The sequence below is a fragment of the Clostridium chrysemydis genome (assembly GCF_015234215.1).
GTDB lineage: Bacteria > Bacillota > Clostridia > Clostridiales > Clostridiaceae > Clostridium > Clostridium chrysemydis.
The window spans coordinates 438,748-457,346 of record NZ_JADEKP010000002.1 but is presented as its reverse complement, the minus strand read 5'-3'; the positions used below and the strand labels follow the sequence as shown (position 1 = coordinate 457,346).

The 18,599-nt window shown below is 28.4% G+C and carries 15 protein-coding genes and 1 riboswitch; of the genes, 2 read left to right on the top strand and 13 right to left on the bottom strand.

Annotated elements, in window-relative coordinates; genetic code table 11:
- Positions 1–136: 136 nt before the first annotated feature.
- The 3 genes from yidA to INR60_RS10040 form a co-directional block, all read right to left on the bottom strand.
- Positions 137–946: a sugar-phosphatase gene (gene yidA / locus INR60_RS10050; RefSeq protein ID WP_194191384.1), complete on the bottom strand. Its 810-nt coding sequence runs from the start codon at positions 944–946 to the stop codon at positions 137–139.
- A 43-nt stretch (positions 947–989) separates the two neighbouring features.
- Positions 990–1,478: a VTT domain-containing protein gene (locus tag INR60_RS10045; protein WP_194191396.1), complete on the bottom strand. Its 489-nt coding sequence runs from the start codon at positions 1,476–1,478 to the stop codon at positions 990–992.
- A gap of 80 nt (positions 1,479–1,558) precedes the next feature.
- The gene (locus tag INR60_RS10040) at positions 1,559–4,180 is read right to left on the bottom strand and encodes an EAL domain-containing protein (RefSeq protein ID WP_194191383.1); all 2,622 of its coding nucleotides are present in this window, start codon (positions 4,178–4,180) and stop codon (positions 1,559–1,561) included.
- Between the two features lie 199 nt (positions 4,181–4,379).
- Between INR60_RS10040 and INR60_RS10035 the strand changes: the two genes are divergently transcribed.
- Positions 4,380–4,997, top strand: coding sequence for a manganese efflux pump (locus INR60_RS10035; protein ID WP_194191382.1), 618 nt, complete (start codon positions 4,380–4,382; stop codon positions 4,995–4,997).
- Between the two features lie 35 nt (positions 4,998–5,032).
- Here INR60_RS10035 and INR60_RS10030 read toward each other — a convergent pair whose 3' ends face one another.
- The gene (locus INR60_RS10030) at positions 5,033–5,449 is read right to left on the bottom strand and encodes a DUF3785 family protein (protein ID WP_194191381.1); all 417 of its coding nucleotides are present in this window, start codon (positions 5,447–5,449) and stop codon (positions 5,033–5,035) included.
- A gap of 46 nt (positions 5,450–5,495) precedes the next feature.
- Positions 5,496–6,608 (bottom strand): iron-containing alcohol dehydrogenase family protein, encoded by a 1,113-nt coding sequence (locus INR60_RS10025; protein WP_194191380.1) that lies wholly within the window; start codon positions 6,606–6,608, stop codon positions 5,496–5,498.
- A gap of 131 nt (positions 6,609–6,739) precedes the next feature.
- On the opposite strand from INR60_RS10025, the gene INR60_RS10020 reads away from it, so the two are divergent.
- Complete coding sequence (locus tag INR60_RS10020) at positions 6,740–8,095, top strand: sigma-54 interaction domain-containing protein (RefSeq protein ID WP_238480425.1); 1,356 nt, start codon at positions 6,740–6,742, stop codon at positions 8,093–8,095.
- A gap of 14 nt (positions 8,096–8,109) precedes the next feature.
- On the opposite strand, the gene INR60_RS10015 is transcribed toward INR60_RS10020, so the two are convergent.
- The 8 genes from INR60_RS10015 to hydG form a co-directional block, all read right to left on the bottom strand.
- Positions 8,110–8,838, bottom strand: a complete 729-nt coding sequence (locus INR60_RS10015; protein ID WP_194191379.1) for a flavodoxin family protein — start codon at positions 8,836–8,838, stop codon at positions 8,110–8,112.
- A 102-nt stretch (positions 8,839–8,940) separates the two neighbouring features.
- A complete protein-coding gene (locus tag INR60_RS10010) occupies positions 8,941–11,529 on the bottom strand; it encodes an FAD-dependent oxidoreductase (protein WP_194191378.1) in 2,589 nt (862 codons plus the stop codon).
- Between the two features lie 82 nt (positions 11,530–11,611).
- Positions 11,612–12,646 carry a DMT family transporter gene (locus INR60_RS10005; RefSeq protein ID WP_194191377.1) on the bottom strand — a complete coding sequence of 345 codons (1,035 nt, stop codon included), beginning with the start codon at positions 12,644–12,646 and terminating at the stop codon, positions 11,612–11,614.
- A gap of 334 nt (positions 12,647–12,980) precedes the next feature.
- The gene (locus INR60_RS10000) at positions 12,981–14,414 is read right to left on the bottom strand and encodes a DEAD/DEAH box helicase (RefSeq protein ID WP_194191376.1); all 1,434 of its coding nucleotides are present in this window, start codon (positions 14,412–14,414) and stop codon (positions 12,981–12,983) included.
- 64 nt (positions 14,415–14,478) lie between these two features.
- Positions 14,479–15,075 (bottom strand): energy-coupled thiamine transporter ThiT, encoded by a 597-nt coding sequence (gene thiT / locus INR60_RS09995; RefSeq protein WP_194191375.1) that lies wholly within the window; start codon positions 15,073–15,075, stop codon positions 14,479–14,481.
- 9 nt (positions 15,076–15,084) lie between these two features.
- Complete coding sequence (gene tenA / locus INR60_RS09990) at positions 15,085–15,747, bottom strand: thiaminase II (protein WP_194191374.1); 663 nt, start codon at positions 15,745–15,747, stop codon at positions 15,085–15,087.
- Between the two features lie 115 nt (positions 15,748–15,862).
- Positions 15,863–15,970: riboswitch (TPP riboswitch) on the bottom strand.
- 46 nt (positions 15,971–16,016) lie between these two features.
- Entirely contained in the window at positions 16,017–17,204 is a 1,188-nt protein-coding gene (hydF, locus tag INR60_RS09985; protein WP_194191373.1) for a [FeFe] hydrogenase H-cluster maturation GTPase HydF, read from the bottom strand.
- 14 nt (positions 17,205–17,218) lie between these two features.
- The gene (gene hydG, locus INR60_RS09980; RefSeq protein WP_194191372.1) at positions 17,219–18,598 is read right to left on the bottom strand and encodes a [FeFe] hydrogenase H-cluster radical SAM maturase HydG; all 1,380 of its coding nucleotides are present in this window, start codon (positions 18,596–18,598) and stop codon (positions 17,219–17,221) included.
- Position 18,599: the final 1 nt, after the last annotated feature.

Sequence of the window (18,599 nt, the reverse complement as noted above, 5' to 3'; positions counted from 1 at the left end):
TCTTTTTGTAAAAGTTTTTCGATTAGCATGAAAAATATTTTATCATAAATCCACGACTAATTGGTCGTGGATTTATTTTTTTTAATAAAAAAAGAGCTTCGCACTAATTATTTAGTGCGACAGCCCCATAAATTTATTAATCATTTAATACAAATTTTTCTATAGCTTTTGCTACTCCGTCATTATCATTTGAATCAGTAACGTAATTTGCTATTTCTTTTATCTCATCACAAGCATTTCCCATAGCAATTCCAAGACCTGCATAACTAATCATAGGATAATCATTCATAGCATCTCCCATAGTTATTATCTCTTCTTTTCTTATACCTAAATGCTTTGCTAAAAGTTCTAATCCTAGACCCTTATTAGCTTCTTTGTTAAAAAATTCTAAGAAAAATGGTGCACTTTTAGCAATACTATACTTTTCTTCTAATTCCTTTGGTAACTTCTTTATTCCATTATCTAATATATCTGGTTCATCTATCATCATGATTTTTATAATCTCTTCATTTAAATCAAGATTATCATGGCTAACTTCTTTTACTGTTATAAAGTTTTGATCCGCTTCGTATTGCGTATACTTACTGTTTTTTGGAGTTATTAACCCTCTATCTTTAGAAAATGCATGAATATTAACTCCAACTTCTTTACTTAATTTATATAAATAATCTAAATCGCTTCCTTTTATTGAAACACTTGATATAACATCTCTACTTTTTGATTTTTGAACTAAGCATCCGTTATAACTTAGTACGTAATCATCATCACTTATTAAATCTAAGTCCTCTAAGAAATTTAATAATCCATCTATTGGTCTTCCTGAAGCTAGTACTACATAAACACCTTTTTTTCTAGCCTCTTTTATCGCATTTTTATTTCTTTCAGATATAGTCTTGTCACTATTTAAAAGTGTTCCATCCATATCTAACGCTATTAACTTGTACATTTTGTCGCCTCCATTAACTTAGTATTTCCCATGCAATATTATATCACACCTTTTTCTTCTTTATTGTTTTGTAAATTAAGTATACAGCTATTAAAGTTAAAAATATCTTTATTCCTTCAGCACCATTACTTAAAACCCCATAACTAACTAAAGCTTCAAGCATTACAGATGGAATTTTTCCAAGTAGTGTTGAAATTATATAACGCATATCATCAATACTACTTAAAGATGCAGCAAGAGTTACAAATCCTGATGGAATAAAAGGTATAACCCTTGCCTGAAATATCAAAAATGCAGCCCTATTACCATGACTATTTGATATGTCTTCTAAGATTTTACTTTTGCCTTTTATGCTATCAAATCCCTTTTTAAAACCTTTTTTATATACTTTAAAAGTTATATATCCTCCTATAACTTCTCCAGCTAAAGATATTAAAAATCCTGTTACTGGGCCAAAAAACAATATATTCGCTCCTGTTATAAACACAGAAGGTATAACCCCTAAAAGAGCTATAACTATGCTTATACAGATGCTTATAACTACTGCAAATTCACTATATTTATTTAAAATTTCTAAGGCATCATTTATACTAAACATCTAGTTTCCTCTATTTATAAAAATTTAATTATCTTTTCTTTAAACTCCTCTTCACAAATTGGCCTTGAAATATAATATCCTTGAATCTTATCACAACCTAAAGTTTTTAAAAGTTCAAATTCTTCTACTTCTTCGACCCCTTCACAAACTACTATGAATCCTAATTCGTGTGATAAGTTTATAATTGTAGATAATATATTTAAGCTCTTTTCATCTGTGCAAACTTTATATAATAAGCTTCTATCAATCTTTATTATATCTATAGGTAATTGCTTTAAATAATTAAAAGAAGAGTACCCTGTACCAAAATCATCTAAAGATACACTAATTCCTAAAGCTCTTATATTATTTAAAATTCTAGTAGTTTCTACTATATCTTCTATAAATTCATCTTCTGTAACTTCTACCCTTAAATTTTTAGGGTCTAAATCATATTTTTTAATTATTGATTTTAAATCATCTATGAAATTATATTGTTTTAAATATTTATAAGATAAGTTTACAGACATAATAAAATCTTTCGAATGTGTAGTTATATGTTTGCAGTATTTTATTGCTTTGTCAAATACTATTTTATCTATCTCAATAATATCTCCAGTTCTTTTTGCTATTGGGATAAATCTATTTGGAGATATTACACCCTCATCTGCATTCCATCTAATTAAGGCTTCTGCACCCGTTATTTTATTTTCTTTTATGTCGTAAATAGGTTGGTAATAAAGTGAAAATTCATCTTTTAAAATAGCTTCTTTTAATCTATTTTCAAGTTCCACACTTTCTAGCATATCGTTTGAGAATATTTTATAATTATTTCCTCCAGATGATTTCGCTTCATACATTGCAATATCTGCATACTGTATAACTTCATTCATATCTTTACTGTGCTGTGGATAATAGCTTATTCCAATACTTCCACTTAATTCAAATGTTAGTTTATTTACTCTAATAATAGAACTTAGTACTTCTAAAATGGTTTGAGCTAGCTCCTCCGATTCTAAAATATCATTTTCCCCTCTTTTAACTACAACAAACTCATCTCCACCAAGTCTTCCAACCCTTACAGAATCACTACATATAATATTTAAAGACCTTGAAACAGCACAAAGTACTTCATCTCCCTTATTATGACCTAAAGTATCATTTAATCCTTTAAAATTATCTAAGTCTATAAAGTAAATCGTATAAGGCTCTTTATTTAAAGTTAAATCTTCTATATACTTCATAATATTATGCCTATTTAAAACACCTGTTAAAGTATCATAATTTGCTAAATACTTCATCTCGTCAGAATATTTTTTTAAATCTGTAATATCATTTAAAACTAGTACTATAGAATCATCTTCTTTATATTGAAAGCTAACTTTAGCAAAATTTGCCTCCCCTAAAAAAACTTCTTCGAAGGTTTCTTTTTTTGATAAATCTATATTTTTTTCAATAACTCCTAGTAGTTTTTCAACTTCACTACTACCCTTAAAGTATTCTAACTTTCTATCACTTAAATTAATCATTTTCTTTGCAGAATCATTGATTTGAAGTACTTTATAAATTTTATAATCTTCTCTTTTTAAATAAATAAAGCCATTTGTCATAGTCTTTAAAAGAGCTTTATATTGCATCTTACTTGAATCTAAATTCAATGTAACTTCCCTTATGTTATCTATCATTTTATTTATATCTACAGTAAGTCCAGTTATTTCATCATCTTGTTTATCAATTTTCAAATGTATACTTATATCTTTTGAACTTATAAGATCATTAACATCTCTGTTCATAGTAATAATTCTTTTTATTAAATTATTTTTAACTATTAAAAATGTTATAACATTTATAAATAAAATTAATATTAGAAGTATTCCTATAAGTTTGCTTACTATTAAGTTGCTTTTATCTACTACAGTCCTTCCCTCTTCTATAGTTAAATATATGTTTTTTCCTTCTTCTATAGTATTTATTCCAATATAACTAATAATTCTATCTCTTAAAACTTCATTATATACAGGAACTTTTTCTCTTCCTATATAAGCTGTTGGTTTCTCTAAAGGTTCATAATTTAATTCTATGCCTGCATCTTTTTCTGAAAAGTGTTTTAATAAATTTAAAAATTTACTATCTACTTCCTTTATTACAATTACCTTACCTACCTTTTTTTTATAATCTTTATCAATTTTATCAACTGATACTATGTATAATTTGTCATTAAATTTTATACTTCCGCTTAAATGTTCTTTCCCCTCACTTAGTTCATATAAACTTTGTAAAAGCTTATCACTTACACCACTATCTCGTACATTGTAAAATTTCTCATTATCATTTAAGAAAAAGCCTGCATAAAGAATATCATGCTTACTAAACATCTCATTTAAGTTTTGTGAGATGTTTTTATATACCTCTTCTTTGCTTTCCTCTTTTACGAAATATTCTATAACTACAGCCTCACTTAACTCATTTGCGACATCAGTGATATCTGCAATTCTTTTGTTATAAAGACTATAAATTGAAGAACTCTTCGAAACTGCTCTTTCTAAATCTCCATTTTTTAGCCCATTTAAAATCCATACTCCGCATAATAAACATATCGATAGTATTAATAAGGTTGATCCTATAAATACAAGCGAAAGCTTTTTGGCAATTTTCATTCAGTTTTTGTCCCCCTAATTTTGTATATCTATTAATATCTAACAAAATTATTATACATTATGTAACCCTAATTTTGATAGGTTTTTCTCTATTTAAACATTATGTATACTAATTATTTAGATTTACTGTCGAAGCCTGTAACAGGATGTATAATTTTTCATAATATATATTGAAGACTTTATGTGCATGGAGTAATATATGGAAACATTAATAATAATACTATCACTTGTCGTAGATTCTTTTGTTACTTGCATAGGATATAGTGCTATGAATATAAAAATACCACTTAAATATATTTTTATAATAAATATAATCTCTATCCTTATATTATCTACTTCAATTTTTTCAGGTAATTATATAGAGTCCTTTTTACCTAGTTATATAACAAAAACCTTTAGTTTTTTAATATTCTTTATAATAGGAATTTATAAGTTATTTGAAGGAATATTTAAAAAGTTCTTTTCTAAATTTTTAAATAGAGAAAAACCTTTAACTATTAAAATTTTTGATTTTAAATTTGCATTTCAAGTTTATATAGATGAAATCAAAGCTGACTTTGATAAATCAAAACAGATATCATTAAAAGAATCTATATACTTAGCCTTAGCTCTTTCTCTTGATAGCTTTGCCGTAGGCTTAGGAATTAGTTTTTTAAAGATTAATAGTTATTTATTTATTATGCTTTGCTTTGTATTTGGAGTTGTTTCTTTTGTTTTAGGAAGCTTTATCGGTAAGAAATTTATAAATAAGTCTAATATCGACCTTTCATGGCTTGCTGGTATTTGCTTATTACTTGTAGCTTTTATGAAATTATAAAAAAAGCGTATAAGAGAAATCTCTTATACGTTTTTTTATACTTCAAGCTGTTCTATTTGAACTAGATATTTAGAACAATTTGCGCAAACTATAATAGTAACTATATAACTATTATCAACTTCACCCATTATTTCCATTCTATTATATGTTTTGTTTTCATATTCTTTTGATATTGTACTTATAACGTAGTTTGAATCTTTTGAATAAACATAAAAATAATACTCTAAGTATTCACTTTCTTTTTTGCTATCTTTAAAGTTAGAGTTACACTCTTCACAAGGTGTACTATAATATGCTTTATCAAAATCAACATCAGGAGATTCATTTAAAAGATTTATAATATCTTCTATTTCTAGCCCCTTTAGTGAATTTTCTTCGTCATTTATTACATCAAGTAGATTTTCTTCATCTAATATAAATTCTTTTCCATTATAATTAAACTTATAGTTCATCATTATTCCTCTTTTCTATAGATTTATACTTATTATATCATAGTGCTTAAAATTTTCTATGCTTCCCAATTAAACTATTATAGTATATTTTATAAATATCCTCATACTCTACACTTTCAGGGTGATTTTTTAATCTTCTCTTATCTTCTAATACTTTCTTAGAGTACTCTGTAAGTTCATCTTCTGAAACTATAATATTATTTAAAGTTAATCTTATTATTACCTTTTGAAGATCTTTTAAACTTGTAAACCCTAAAATATTTATTATATTCCTAACCTTCTTAGCCTCTTTAAACCCTTCTAAGTATCCTGGATAAAGGCAAGCTGTTGCAACTCCATGAGGAAGTCCCTTATAATAAGTTAATGGGTAACCCATACAATGTGGCATAGTTGTTCCATTAATAGAAATTAAAACTCCTCCTATAGTAGAAACTTCTGAAAGCTTTTCAATTTCTAAATCTGTAAGTTTGCCTTTACTTACTCCTTCTAAACATTCACTAAACATTTCTAATCCTTTGATTGCTAAAGCATCTGTCTCCTTTGTTGAATTTGAATTTAAATATCCTTCTACTAAATGAGTAAAGGCATCAAGTGCAGTATTTTTACGTAAGTTTTCATCTAAACTTTTAGAGTATCTCCAATCTATAAATGCAAAGTCTGGAAATATCTCTCTTTTTATTTTTCTTTTATTTTCCCTTTTGTGATCAGTTAAAATAGAATATCCCGTAACTTCACTTCCAGTTCCAGAAGTCGTTGGAATTGCAACTAATGAAAGATTACTTAAGTTCCCATCACTAAAAAGAATTCTAGAATCTTCTGTCTTTTGAGTTAACATAACAGATATGGCTTTAGAGGCATCAATAGCAGACCCTCCCCCTATACCTATTACAAAGTCAACATTATATTTTTTACCGAATTTAGCCCCAGCCTCTACTATATCTAAGCTAGGATTTTCTATAACTTTATCAAAAATATAATATTCAATTTCACATAAATCTAGAGCCGTTAATAAATCTCCTAATGATCCATTTAACTTAGTCGATTTATTTCCAGTAACTATTAAAGAAACCTTACCTAATTCCTTAAATATATTATAATTGCTATCTATAACATTTTCCCCTCTATAAATTTCTGTCGGTACATTTAATGTATATTTCATATAATTCCCCCAATCTCTACATAACTTTTGTTTAAAGCATTTAGCCTTTATATAATAGTATTTGATAAAAATTCACATTATGATAAAATTACAATATATTTATCCACTTTATTTCATGGGGAGTGAAAATTTTGAATCAAATTAAGTCTCAATATCTAATTGACATAATTGAATCTTTAGATGATGGTATAATAACTATTTCTAAAAATCTAAATATAAATTTCTATAATAACAAAGCTCTATATTTTTTAGGTGCAAAAAGTTGTATACTTTATAAAAATATTTTTGATTTTTTTCCAAAACTAAAAAGCACTTTAATGAACTTTAAAGGTACAAGTATACAAAGTCTTCTTCTTTCTTCTAAAGATATAAACTTTAATTGTGATATCCGTAAGATTTACAGTTCTTCAAATGAAGACCTAGGTTTTATTTTAGTTTTTAGGGAACTAAAAACAGTTAATAGATTCATATCAAATGATGCTATATATAAATTCGATCATATAATCGGAGAAAGTGAATCTTTAAAATCTGTAATAAACCTTGCAAAAGAAGTCAGTATAAGTCCCTCTACTATACTTATTTCTGGTGAGAGTGGTTCTGGGAAGGAACTCTTAGCACAATCTATACATAATGAAAGCCTTAGAAAAAATGAACCTTTTATAGCTATAAACTGTGGTGCTATTCCAAAATCCTTAATAGAATCAGAACTTTTTGGCTACGAAGAAGGAACCTTTACAGGTGCTAAGCGTGGCGGAAAACCTGGGAAGTTTGAACTTGCAAACGGTGGAACAATTTTTTTAGATGAAATAGGAGAAATGCCTTTAGAGATGCAAGTTCACTTACTTAGAGTCCTTCAAGAAGGAACTATAACTAGAATAGGTGGCAAGTCTAATATAAATGTAAACGTACGAGTAATAGCTGCAACTAACAAAAACCTAAAAGAAGAAATTAAAAATGGTAGATTTCGAGAAGATTTATTTTATAGGTTAAACGTTATCCCTTTAAAAGTCCCTCCTCTTAAAGATAGATTAGGTGATGTGCCGATTTTAATAGATTACTTCTTAGAAGATAAAAGCAGAAAATTAAATAAACCTATACCACCTATTTCTCAGAAGTTATTTAAAAAGATGATCTCTTATTGCTGGCCCGGTAATATAAGAGAACTTGAAAACTGCGTTGAAAATATAGTTAACTTAAACGGTCAAACGAGTTACGAAATGAACTTTGATGAGTGTACTTGCTTGGCTTTTGATAATTTAGGGAATCCTATTGAACATAATTGTGATGACATTTCTTGCGTTATTTGTAACCCTAAAGAAACAAAAGAATGCATAGAACCTTTAAGGTCTCTACTAGAAGTTGAAAAATTAGAAATCAAAAAAGCTTTACGCTATTTTGATGGTAATATGACGAAAACTTCTGAGAGTTTAGGTATTAGTAGGAATGCACTTTATAATAAAATTAAGCGCTATAATATAAAGAAGTGATATGGATTTCCATATCACTTCTTTATTATCTTATAAGCAATGTTTCCAAATATCTTATAGATAAAATTTACCTTACTCTCATCGTAATATACTCTATCGTTTTCTAAATAAAATTTTTCATCAGCTTCCATACCTTCTGATTTATCCATTCCCCTCCAAAAGTTATACATCATAACTTGTTTAAATGATGCATTTTTAATATTCTTATTTTTTATAATGGATTTAAACTTTTCGCTTTGATTATCTATTAATTTTAAATTTTTATCATTTAAACTAGATGCTCTATATGCTATAGGTAAAGTTATAACTTCTGTTACCCCGTGGTAATTTAAAACATCTCTTAAATAATTTGCGGAATTTTTATGACCAGCACCTGCTGTAGTTGTAATCACTAAAGCTTTTTTTCCTATAAATTTTGGTCTATGAAAATTAAAAGACAGATGATCTATAAAATTCTTCATAAGACCAGATATCTGCATAGAGTAAACAGGAGATGTAAATATCAAAATTTCTGACTCATTTATTTTACTTATGATGCTTCCCATACTTTTTTTATGTGGACATTTGTCTTCACCTTTTAAAATACAATTAAAACACCCTATACAAAGCGGTATATCTTCTTTTATAAGTTCAATTATTTCAATATCAAGATTTTCTATATCCTTTAGTTTATAAATAACTTTTTCTAAAACATCATAAGTATTTCCTCTTCTTGGACTCCCATGTATAACTAAACATTTCATAGTATAACCCCCAAAGATATTAATAGTTTAATTATATATCATTAATTATTATTTTAAAAACAAAAAATAACCTATCCTTTTATAGATAGGTTATTAATAAAACTATTTATTATGCTTATCAAATTTAGCTTTTGTAGCTAATCTATTTTTCCACATTTCTTCTTCGTTTTTATACCCTCTTTTTTTCTTATCTTTTTTCATATGAGTAGGTCCATACATTAGGTCTAAAATATGGATAGCATCCATACCTGAAGCTTCCATAGTTCCTCTACATGAACCACAATAAGTTACAACAGAGTCCGAATTAAAATCATTTTTTCTTCTGTTGTATAATTTTTCATATAATGGTGGGTTTGCGCTACATGCCATTCCACCAACTCCGCAGCATCTTGTATTTTTACCGTTATGTTCTATTTCTGACCACTTATATCCCATTTTATCTAACATCCACCTTACACTCTCGTGATGTGATATAACATCTCTAGTTACACATGAATCATGAATATTAAATACTACATCAGAATCATTGCCCTTATCTTTTGCTTGTTTTGGCATTCCTATTTTATTTCTTATTAAATCCCAGTATGATATAACTTTCTGATTTTTAGCTGTATCTTTATATACTTGATAACATGAAGGACAAACAGTTACTATGACCTCAGCTCCCATTTCATCAAATACATCAATAACTTTTTTATTTATATCTAAATATCTTCTCTTTTCACCAACTAAAAGTGAAACTTTACCGCAGCACTGAAGTACTGCCCCTACGTTTTCTTCACCTAATGTTTCTTTTAAGTGATTTAATACTGCATCACTTCCTTCAGGCGTATATGCTGGAACTGTACACCCTGGAACATAAACATATTTAGTTTTCTTTGCTTCTCCGTGATTTGCCTTAACCGTCGTTGAGTACTCTTCACTTGATTCTTTTTCTTGCTGATTTGCACAAAACTCTAATTCTTTTATAATAGCTTGTCCATTATTTTTTTCTGCAAAGTCTTCTTTCATAGCTATGAAATTATCTTTTATATTAAAGCTATTAGGACAAACTATAGTGCACTGACTACATTGATTGCAAGAATATGCTATCATTTTATCCATATTTTCATAACCTTTTTTTAGGTACTCACTAAATAATTTCTTTGGACACTCTGTATATTCTCTAAGCATTAAACATTCTTTCATGCAAAGTTTACATTCACATTGTCTACATCTGTTTGACTCTCTTAAGGCTTCTTCTTTAGTGTATCCTAAGGAAACTTCATCAAATGATTTTACTCGAATTTTTGGATCAAGTTCTGCCATATCTTCTCTTAAACCAGCAATTCCACTCCAATCTGTTGGTATATTTAACTTTGTTTGGAAGCTAGAAGTATCTTCAATTTTTCTGTTTTCTGTTAATGACTCATCATTTAAGAATCTAATAACTGATTCGGCAGCTCTTCTTCCTGTTGCCATAGCTTGAATAACTATAACTGATTGTCCTGAAGCATCTCCTGCAAAGAAAACTTTATTGTTTTCTTTTGATTGTAATGTTTGAGGATCACAAACAAAAGCAGTATTTCTAGCTTGTTCTAATTTACCTTCTGCAAAGCTTGAATCAACACCTTGTCCTATAGCAAATACTATCGTATCTACTTCTAAATCAGTAGTTTTATTATCATCAAATGTTGGTGCAAACATTCCATCTTCATTAAACATACGTAAACATTTCTTTAAAATAACCCCTATAACTCTATTATTTTCATCTACTTTTATTTCTTTTATAGCCTTAGCATGGTTAAATATAACCCCTTCAGCTATAGCACCTTTAATTTCATGATTAGATGAAGCCATTTTATCAAAACTCTCTTCTAAGCATATTGAATAAACTTCTTCTACATTTTCTATTCTCTTTGAAACTCTACAGCAGTCCATAGCAACATCTCCGCCGCCAACTACTAAAACTTTTTTACCTGCTTTTTCTACGTTCCTAGTTAATGAGGCTTCTTTTAAATACTCTGCTGCACTAAATACTCCCTCAGCATCAAAGTTATTTAAGCTTCTATCTACTCTTCCATCATGCTTACCAACTGCTACAATTATACTATTGAATTCTTTTTCTAATTCTTCGAATTTAATATCTTTTCCTATTTCACAGTTAAGTTTAAATTCTACACCTAATTTATCTAAATAACTTATTTCTTTTTCTAATATATTTCTTGGAAGTCTATATTCTGGAATACCTACTGCCATCATTCCGCCTCTTAAAGGAAGCTTTTCAAATACAGTTACACTAAACCCTTCTCTTCTAAGTTCTAATGATGCTTGTAGTCCTGAAGGACCAGCCCCTATTATAGCGACTCTTTTACCATTTAAAGGTTTTATATTTAAATCCCAATTTTCTTCTTTATCAAAATTATCTGCTGCGTATCTTTTTAAAGACGCTATAGCCATAGGACTCTTTCCTTCATTCCATTTACACTCTTTTTCGCAAGGGTGAGCACAAATTCTACCTAAGCTTCCTGGAATAAAAAGATTTTCTCTTATTACCTTTATAGCTTCAAAACCTTTATCTTCTTTAATTAATCTTACATAACTTTTAACGTCAGTATGCATAGGGCAAGTTGCAACGCACGCAGCCTCTGAATCCCCCATACAGTTATCAACTATATTTTTCATATTATCTATTATTTCTTTTTTCAACATAATTAAACTCCTAAAATTAACTTAACAATATATAAAAGCAAACAATTATCAATTTTTTGATAATTGTCTTGCCTTTTTAAAATTACATTATATTTTCACTATCTAAAGTTTCAGTTTTCTTTTTTCCAAAGCTTTTTGGGTCTATTGCGAAAATAAATACTCCAAATACTATTACAACTCCCCATAAAGCTAGGCTTACTGTTATCTTACTTCCAAATAAAACTGCACTAAATATTATTACCCATAATGCCGCTGTACTATTTAAAGCTGTACCCATAGCAGCACCGATTAAATCTACTGCTTTATACCATGAAAGATAAGTAATCGCACCAAGTATAGCTATTCCTGCATAGTTAAATACCATTCCTGATTTTACTATATATCCTGCTAATGGATATCCTCCAATTACTGGTAATACTATAATTGCATAAGCTAATGTAGAAACTAAGTATCTTAAACATAAGAATTGCTGTGGAGAAGCTTCAACATCATCTTCTCCTTTTATATGTTTCATAGCAAATCCTATAATAACTCCTTCAAGAGCCCAACCAAATACAGCAACAATTGCAAACATTATTCCCATGAAAAATGTTTCAGGAACATCACCTGATGGATTAAATCCAAGCATAAATGACCCTAATAAACTTATACAAATTCCAATCATAGCTCTAATAGATAATTTTTCTTTTAATATAAAATAAGAAAGTATAGCTCCAACACCTGGATATATTACTGAAATACTTGAAGCGTATGGCGCTGTTGCATATTTAATACTTAAAAGATAAGCGCTCATACCAATTGGTGAACCAACTAAAGCAGCTATAGCTGCAGCTCTTCCTTTTTTAGTCTTAAATAAAAGATAAAATACATGCTTTAACTGTTTACTAAATAATAAAACTAAAGCAACCCAAACAAAGCAAAATCCTTCGTGAAAAAATGCTGTAACTAATGGTGAGAATTCAAATGCTGCATTTTGAACTCCTTGTGAGGCCGCAAAACTAAAATCATTAAAAATCTTATCTAAACCAACTCTTCCCATTAAGACTCCGTCAAGCCCCCAAGCTAAACCTACTAAAATACCAAACATCAGACCTTTTTTAAACTTTTTGTTATCCATAATAATTTCCCTTCTTTTGTATTATTCTTTTTAAATATGGTTATAATTTTTTCCGTTTATATATCTAGCAATTTTTATGCCAACATTGTTTTAATCCACTTTGTTAATTTTCTATCTATCCTCTTTTGATAAGTGTAATTAAAAATTACACTTACACTTTGAATAACTGTCATTTTTAATTACACTGTAATTCTAAATGACAGTTTAAAGTTTTCAATATACTTCCATTTAAATAATTAATATATTTACATTTAGATATACTAAATAAATTATATTTAACTAGTTATATATTTAACATTTATTTTAAAACAAAAAAGGATAGCCAAAATTTTGGCTATCCTTTTGCTTTTTCTATCTTTAAAGTTTTTCCTTTAATCTTTTTCTTTTTTAACTCGTTTAAGACTATTTGTCCTTTACCATTTAATATATCAACATAAGACCCTGAATCATTTATTTCTATAACTCCAACATCATCAGCTGTTATGCTTTCAATACTTAAAATAGTACCAACTATATCTATCTTTCTTATCTTTTTCTTTTTTCCACCATTTAGATAAATCTTCATAACTTTAGATTTAGCTTTTTCTCTTTTAATAGTTTTTAATGGTATTGATTTTAAAACTTCTATATTAGCTTTATTTATAGGTAAATTATCTAAATCCTTTGAGTAATCCTCTATATTAAAACCTATATATTCTTCAATTCTATCTAAATACTTATCTTCAAAAGGAGTTACAAAAGTAATAGACTTTCCTTTATTACCATTTCTCCCTGTTCTACCGATTCTATGAACATAAGCTTCTTTTTCTACTGGGATATCAACATTTATAACGTGTGATATATCCTCAACATCAATTCCTCTTGAAACTATATCAGTAGCTACTAAAATTCTATAATCTCCGTCTTTAAAACTATTCATTTTTCTATTTCTATCTTTTTGCAAATTATCTCCGTGAATAAAATCTACAGAGTATCCAAAAGATTTTAAATACTCATAAACTTTAGCTACATTATCTTTAGTCCTACAAAAAACTACAGCTCTTTTAGGTCCCTCATTAAGTAATATATTATTTAAAGTTTGAAGTTTTAAATTACCTTCTACCTTAACTAAGCTATGGCTTATATCTTCATTTGATACTGATGCACCTTTAATATCTATAAGTATAGGTCTATCCATATATTCTTCACTAAGCTTTTTGATTTCCTCTTTAAATGTTGCTGAAAAAATCATAGTTACTTTTCTTTTAGAAATTCTTCTAAAGACACCTGAAATTTGACTTATAAAGCCCATATTAAACATTTCATCAGCTTCATCTATAACTAAATATTTTATGTTGCTACCATTTAAAGTCCCTCTATCTAAGTGGTCTAAAACCCTTCCTGGAGTTCCGACTACTATTTGACATTTATCTTTTAAACTTTTTTCTTGATCTTTAAAAGATTCTTTTCCAATTAAAGTTACAACCTTAATTTTTTTATGTCTACCTATATTAGATAGCTCTTCTTTTATTTGAATTGCAAGTTCACGAGTAGGGGCAAGGATTAAAGTTTTAGGAGTTTCTTCTAAAAACTCTGACCTTTCTATTAAAGGAATTCCAAAAGCTAAAGTTTTTCCGCTTCCTGTTTTTGCTTTAACTATTAAATCTTTATTTAATAGAGCTTCACCTATAACCTTATCTTGAACTTCTGTAGGCTTAAAAAAACCTAACTCATCTAACGATTTTATTATTTTTTCATTTATTTTAAATTTTGTAAATTCGTTTTTCATATATATATCTCCATCTTTACGTTATACTTTCTTTTGCTAGTATAACATAAAGATTTAGATAATATTATTTATTTGCAATTCTTTTTATCTTATTTATTGGTAATAAAAATAAAACTATAAGAGTTATTACACTTTCAACTCCCATACTTGAACCATTATATATAATAGAATATAAAAGTACATTCATTCCCTTTGGTGCAAAGTTTCCAAAAAATACTACACCTGAAATAATGCAAGTAACTAAACTTAAAAACATAGCTAGTCCACTTCCTAAAATATACTTATACTTTTTATCACTTCCAAAGATACCCGAAAGTCCTAAAACCATATTTGATAAAATATAATCTAATAAAATTTGAACAGGATGCACTACAAACCCTCCAATTAAAAGTTCTAATATTCCAACGATAAGCCCTGATGTCATACCTACTCGAGCTCCATAAATTATAGATAATAATAAAATCGGAAGCATTGAAAGAAGAGTGATTCCCCCTCCTTGAGGATACTTTATAAATTGTATAGTATGCAGTATAAATGATGCAGCGCTCATAACTCCAATTATTACAAGTTCTCTAGTCTTTAACCGCTTATTTTGAAGTTCTCTTATATAAAAGATAAATACTATTATTGTAAAAGCTACTATTAAACTATTTATAATCATTTATATCCCCTACTTAATTTTATATGCCATATCCCAAAAATTCATTTCGTGCATACATGACATTATAAATATTTTCTTTAGTTTTTCTTTTTTATGGTCACTTAAATCTTTGCATTTTTCATCTACATAATCTAACCATTCTCTTGTAAATTCATCATAAGATTCATCACAGTATACATCTATCCAAGGCTTATAAAAGTTATTCTCTAATGTATCTTTATATTTATCTCTTAAAGCTATTCCTATATAGTTATAGCTCCAAGTGCAAGGAAGCACAGCTAAAGCTATATCTAAAAGGTCACCTGTAAGTGCAGTTCCTAGCATAAAATTTGTATAGCTTGAATTAATAATATCTATCTCCATATTTTCTACTTCTTTTGGAGTAAACCCAAAGTCTTTTAAATATTTTATATGTGTTGCAGTTTCGTCTTCCATAGTACCTTCAACTGATTTATAATAAAATCTCATTTCATCCATAGTATTTGCTTTAGTTACTCCTATGCAAAAAACCTTTGCATAATCTTTAAGATATAAATAATCTTGAATCAGATAATCTCTAAATTTTTCTTTATCTAAAGTTCCCTTTCCCATTTCATCTACAAAGGGATGCTCTACATATTTATCAAATATCCCTTTTGCTTCTTCAAATAATTCATCAGTAAATTTTTTCATAAATTTTCTCCTCCTAAAAAAAGCTAGCCCTAAAACCTAATAGGACTAGCTAAATTTATGATATATGAAAAAACAAAGGCTTTCTTTAAATAAAGAAAGCCTAAAAAATCATAATTAAATTAATTAAAAGCTTCCCTCCGTTGGCATTATCCATATCAGGTAAAAGGGTCAGTAATTTTAAATTACCTCTCAGCCAATATTATTAGCTCCCCTAGCGTATTTATTTTATTTATTTCTAAAAACAGTATACACTAAACAAATATGATTGTCTATTTAATGTGGTCAGTTGATCTTTCTAAAATTCCAGTTAAAAATGCTAAAACTACTCCGTAATTAGTTATAGGAACATTTTTTTCTTTGCAATAGTTTATTCTGTTTATTACAGTTTTTCTATTAATCATGCAAGCGCCACAGTGAATTACTAAATCATAATTTTCTATATCCTCTCCAAAATCATTTCCCATTCTGTGAACTATCTCTAAATTGCCTCCCACATATTTTCTTAAAAGGTTTGGAATTTTAACCATACCTATATCTTCGTGAGATACGTTATGAGTACAGCTCTCAGAAATTAAAACCTTAGAATTTTCTTTTAAATTTCTTATAGCATTTACTCCATCTATAAACACATTTAAATCACCTTTTTGTCTAGCAAAAAGAATTGAAAAAGAAGTTAGTCTTATATCTTCTTTAACTATTTTACTTACTTCTTTAAAAGCTTGTGAGTCAGTTACTACTAAGTCTACATCTTTAATATCTCTTAGCGCAGATTCAAGTTCAGTATCGCGAACCACATAGCTTTTTATACCGTTATCTAAGCAATCTCTTATAAGTTGAACTTGTGGAAGAATAAGCCTTCCTTTAGGAGCTTCTGAATCTATTGGTACTACTAAGATAACTTTTCCACCATAAGGAACTAAATCTCCAATTAAGCTTTTATCTTCCTCTTCTTCTTCTATTAAGTTACCTATAAGCTTTCTAAGGTCTTCTATACCTTCACCTGTTACAGTAGATGTACAGATTGAGTTTTTATTTTTACCTTTTAAACTTCTAACTATTTCAGTATTTGCTATTTCAGATTTATTTAAGGCTACTATAAATGGAATGTTAAACTTTTTAGCTTCACTTCTCCATCTATAAAAACTATCTAAATCTGGGCTATTTCCGTCTAAAACAAAAACTGCAACGTCTGTATTTCTTAAAACTTCCATAGTTTTTTTCTTTCTTAAATCCCCAAGCTTTGATGTATCTTCAAGTCCTGCTGTATCTATTAAAAGTATAGGTCCGACACCTATAAGTTCCATAGCTTTTTTAACTGGGTCTGTTGTAGTTCCCATAACCTCTGAAACTAATGATACGTCTTGATTTAATATACAATTCATAAGTGAAGACTTTCCGCTATTTGTGTTACCAAAAATAGCAACATGTTTTCTATTTGCATTTGGTGTACTGTTCATAATATCATCTCCTATTATAAGAAAAGATCTCTTTCACCCTTTTGTAATCTTTCTATATTGTTTTCTACTATTTTTTTAGTTTTAGGGTCTTTAAGTTCTGACGCTACTTTTTTTGCAGTTGTTATAGCTTTTTCCTTAAACGCTTCATCACCGTAGTCTAAAGCATATTCTACTAAAGTTGTTATAGCGTTAGGTTCACAAACCTTTTGAATCTCACCTGATTTTGCTAAAGTCATAAATCTATCTCCAGTTCTTCCAGTTCTATAACAAGCTGTGCAGTAACTTGGGATATATCCATCGTCTAAAAGCCAATTAATAACTTCAAGCGGACTTCTTTCATCAGATGTTTGGAATTGCTTATCGTCTTTTCCATTTTCTTCTCTATCTTTATAACCACCTACACCTGTGCTTGAACCTGCAGATACTTGTGAAACTCCGTATCTTAATACTTCCTTTCTCATCTCTTTAGTTTCTCTAGTTGAAAGTATTAACCCAGTAAAGGGAACTGCTATTCTAAGTACTGCAACTACTCTTTTAAACTCTTCGTCTGTTAAAAGATTTGGGAAGTTTTCCATTGTAACTCCATTTGCTTTTTTAAGTCTTGGAACTGATATAGTGTGAAAACCTACTCCAAACTTTTCTTCTAAATGAGCGTTATGCATCATTAAGCCTAAAACCTCGAATTTGTAATTAGCTAGACCAAATAAAGCTCCTCCACCAACATCGTCAATTCCAGCTTCCATAGCTCTATCAAATGCAGTTAAATGATATTCATAGTTACTTTTAAGTGATTTAGGATGCATATACTCGTAAACATCTTTGTTGTAAGTTTCTTGGAAAAGTATATAAGTTCCTATTCCTTTTTCTTTTAGCATTTTATATTCTTCTACAGTTGTTGCTGCAATATTCACATTCACTCTTCTTATTTCACCATTTTCGTTTTGAGTTTTATAAATTGTATCTAAGCAATCTAAAACGTACTCTATCGGCGCATTAACTGGGTCTTCTCCAAGTTCTAAAGCTAATCTTTTATGTCCCATTTTTTCTAAAATCTTAACTTCTTCTTTTACTTCTTCCATAGTTAGTTTTCTTCTTTTAAATTCATTACATCTTTGATAACCGCAGTAAACACAATTGTTTACGCAATAATCACTTACATAAAGAGGAGCAAACATAACTATTCTTTTTCCGTATATACTTTCTTTTATTTCACCTGCTAAAGTGTAGATATCTTTAACTACACTTTCGTCTTCTGTTGATAGAAGAATTGCTATATCTTTATAGCTTAATTTTTCTTTTCTTTTTGCTTTTTCTATTACTTTTCTTGCTTCATCTACCTCTGGATTTTTTGTTTCATCTATAATACTATTAATTAATTTATGGTCTATAAACATA

Excerpts from the sequence above, each read along its gene's own strand:
- INR60_RS10000 (WP_194191376.1), bottom strand. The coding sequence starts at position 14,414 with ATGAAAAACGAATTTACAAAATTTAAAATAAATGAAAAAATAATAAAA.
- INR60_RS10010 (WP_194191378.1), bottom strand. The coding sequence starts at position 11,529 with ATGTTGAAAAAAGAAATAATAGATAATATGAAAAATATAGTTGATAAC.
- INR60_RS10005 (WP_194191377.1), bottom strand. The coding sequence starts at position 12,646 with ATGGATAACAAAAAGTTTAAAAAAGGTCTGATGTTTGGTATTTTAGTA.
- hydG (WP_194191372.1), bottom strand. The coding sequence starts at position 18,598 with ATGTTTATAGACCATAAATTAATTAATAGTATTATAGATGAAACAAAA.
- INR60_RS10025 (WP_194191380.1), bottom strand. The coding sequence starts at position 6,608 with ATGAAATATACATTAAATGTACCGACAGAAATTTATAGAGGGGAAAAT.
- thiT (WP_194191375.1), bottom strand. The coding sequence starts at position 15,075 with ATGATTATAAATAGTTTAATAGTAGCTTTTACAATAATAGTATTTATC.
- INR60_RS10040 (WP_194191383.1), bottom strand. The coding sequence starts at position 4,180 with ATGAAAATTGCCAAAAAGCTTTCGCTTGTATTTATAGGATCAACCTTA.
- INR60_RS10035 (WP_194191382.1), top strand. The coding sequence starts at position 4,380 with ATGGAAACATTAATAATAATACTATCACTTGTCGTAGATTCTTTTGTT.
- hydF (WP_194191373.1), bottom strand. The coding sequence starts at position 17,204 with ATGAACAGTACACCAAATGCAAATAGAAAACATGTTGCTATTTTTGGT.
- tenA (WP_194191374.1), bottom strand. The coding sequence starts at position 15,747 with ATGAAAAAATTTACTGATGAATTATTTGAAGAAGCAAAAGGGATATTT.
- INR60_RS10030 (WP_194191381.1), bottom strand. The coding sequence starts at position 5,449 with ATGAACTATAAGTTTAATTATAATGGAAAAGAATTTATATTAGATGAA.
- yidA (WP_194191384.1), bottom strand. The coding sequence starts at position 946 with ATGTACAAGTTAATAGCGTTAGATATGGATGGAACACTTTTAAATAGT.
- INR60_RS10015 (WP_194191379.1), bottom strand. The coding sequence starts at position 8,838 with ATGAAATGTTTAGTTATACATGGGAGTCCAAGAAGAGGAAATACTTAT.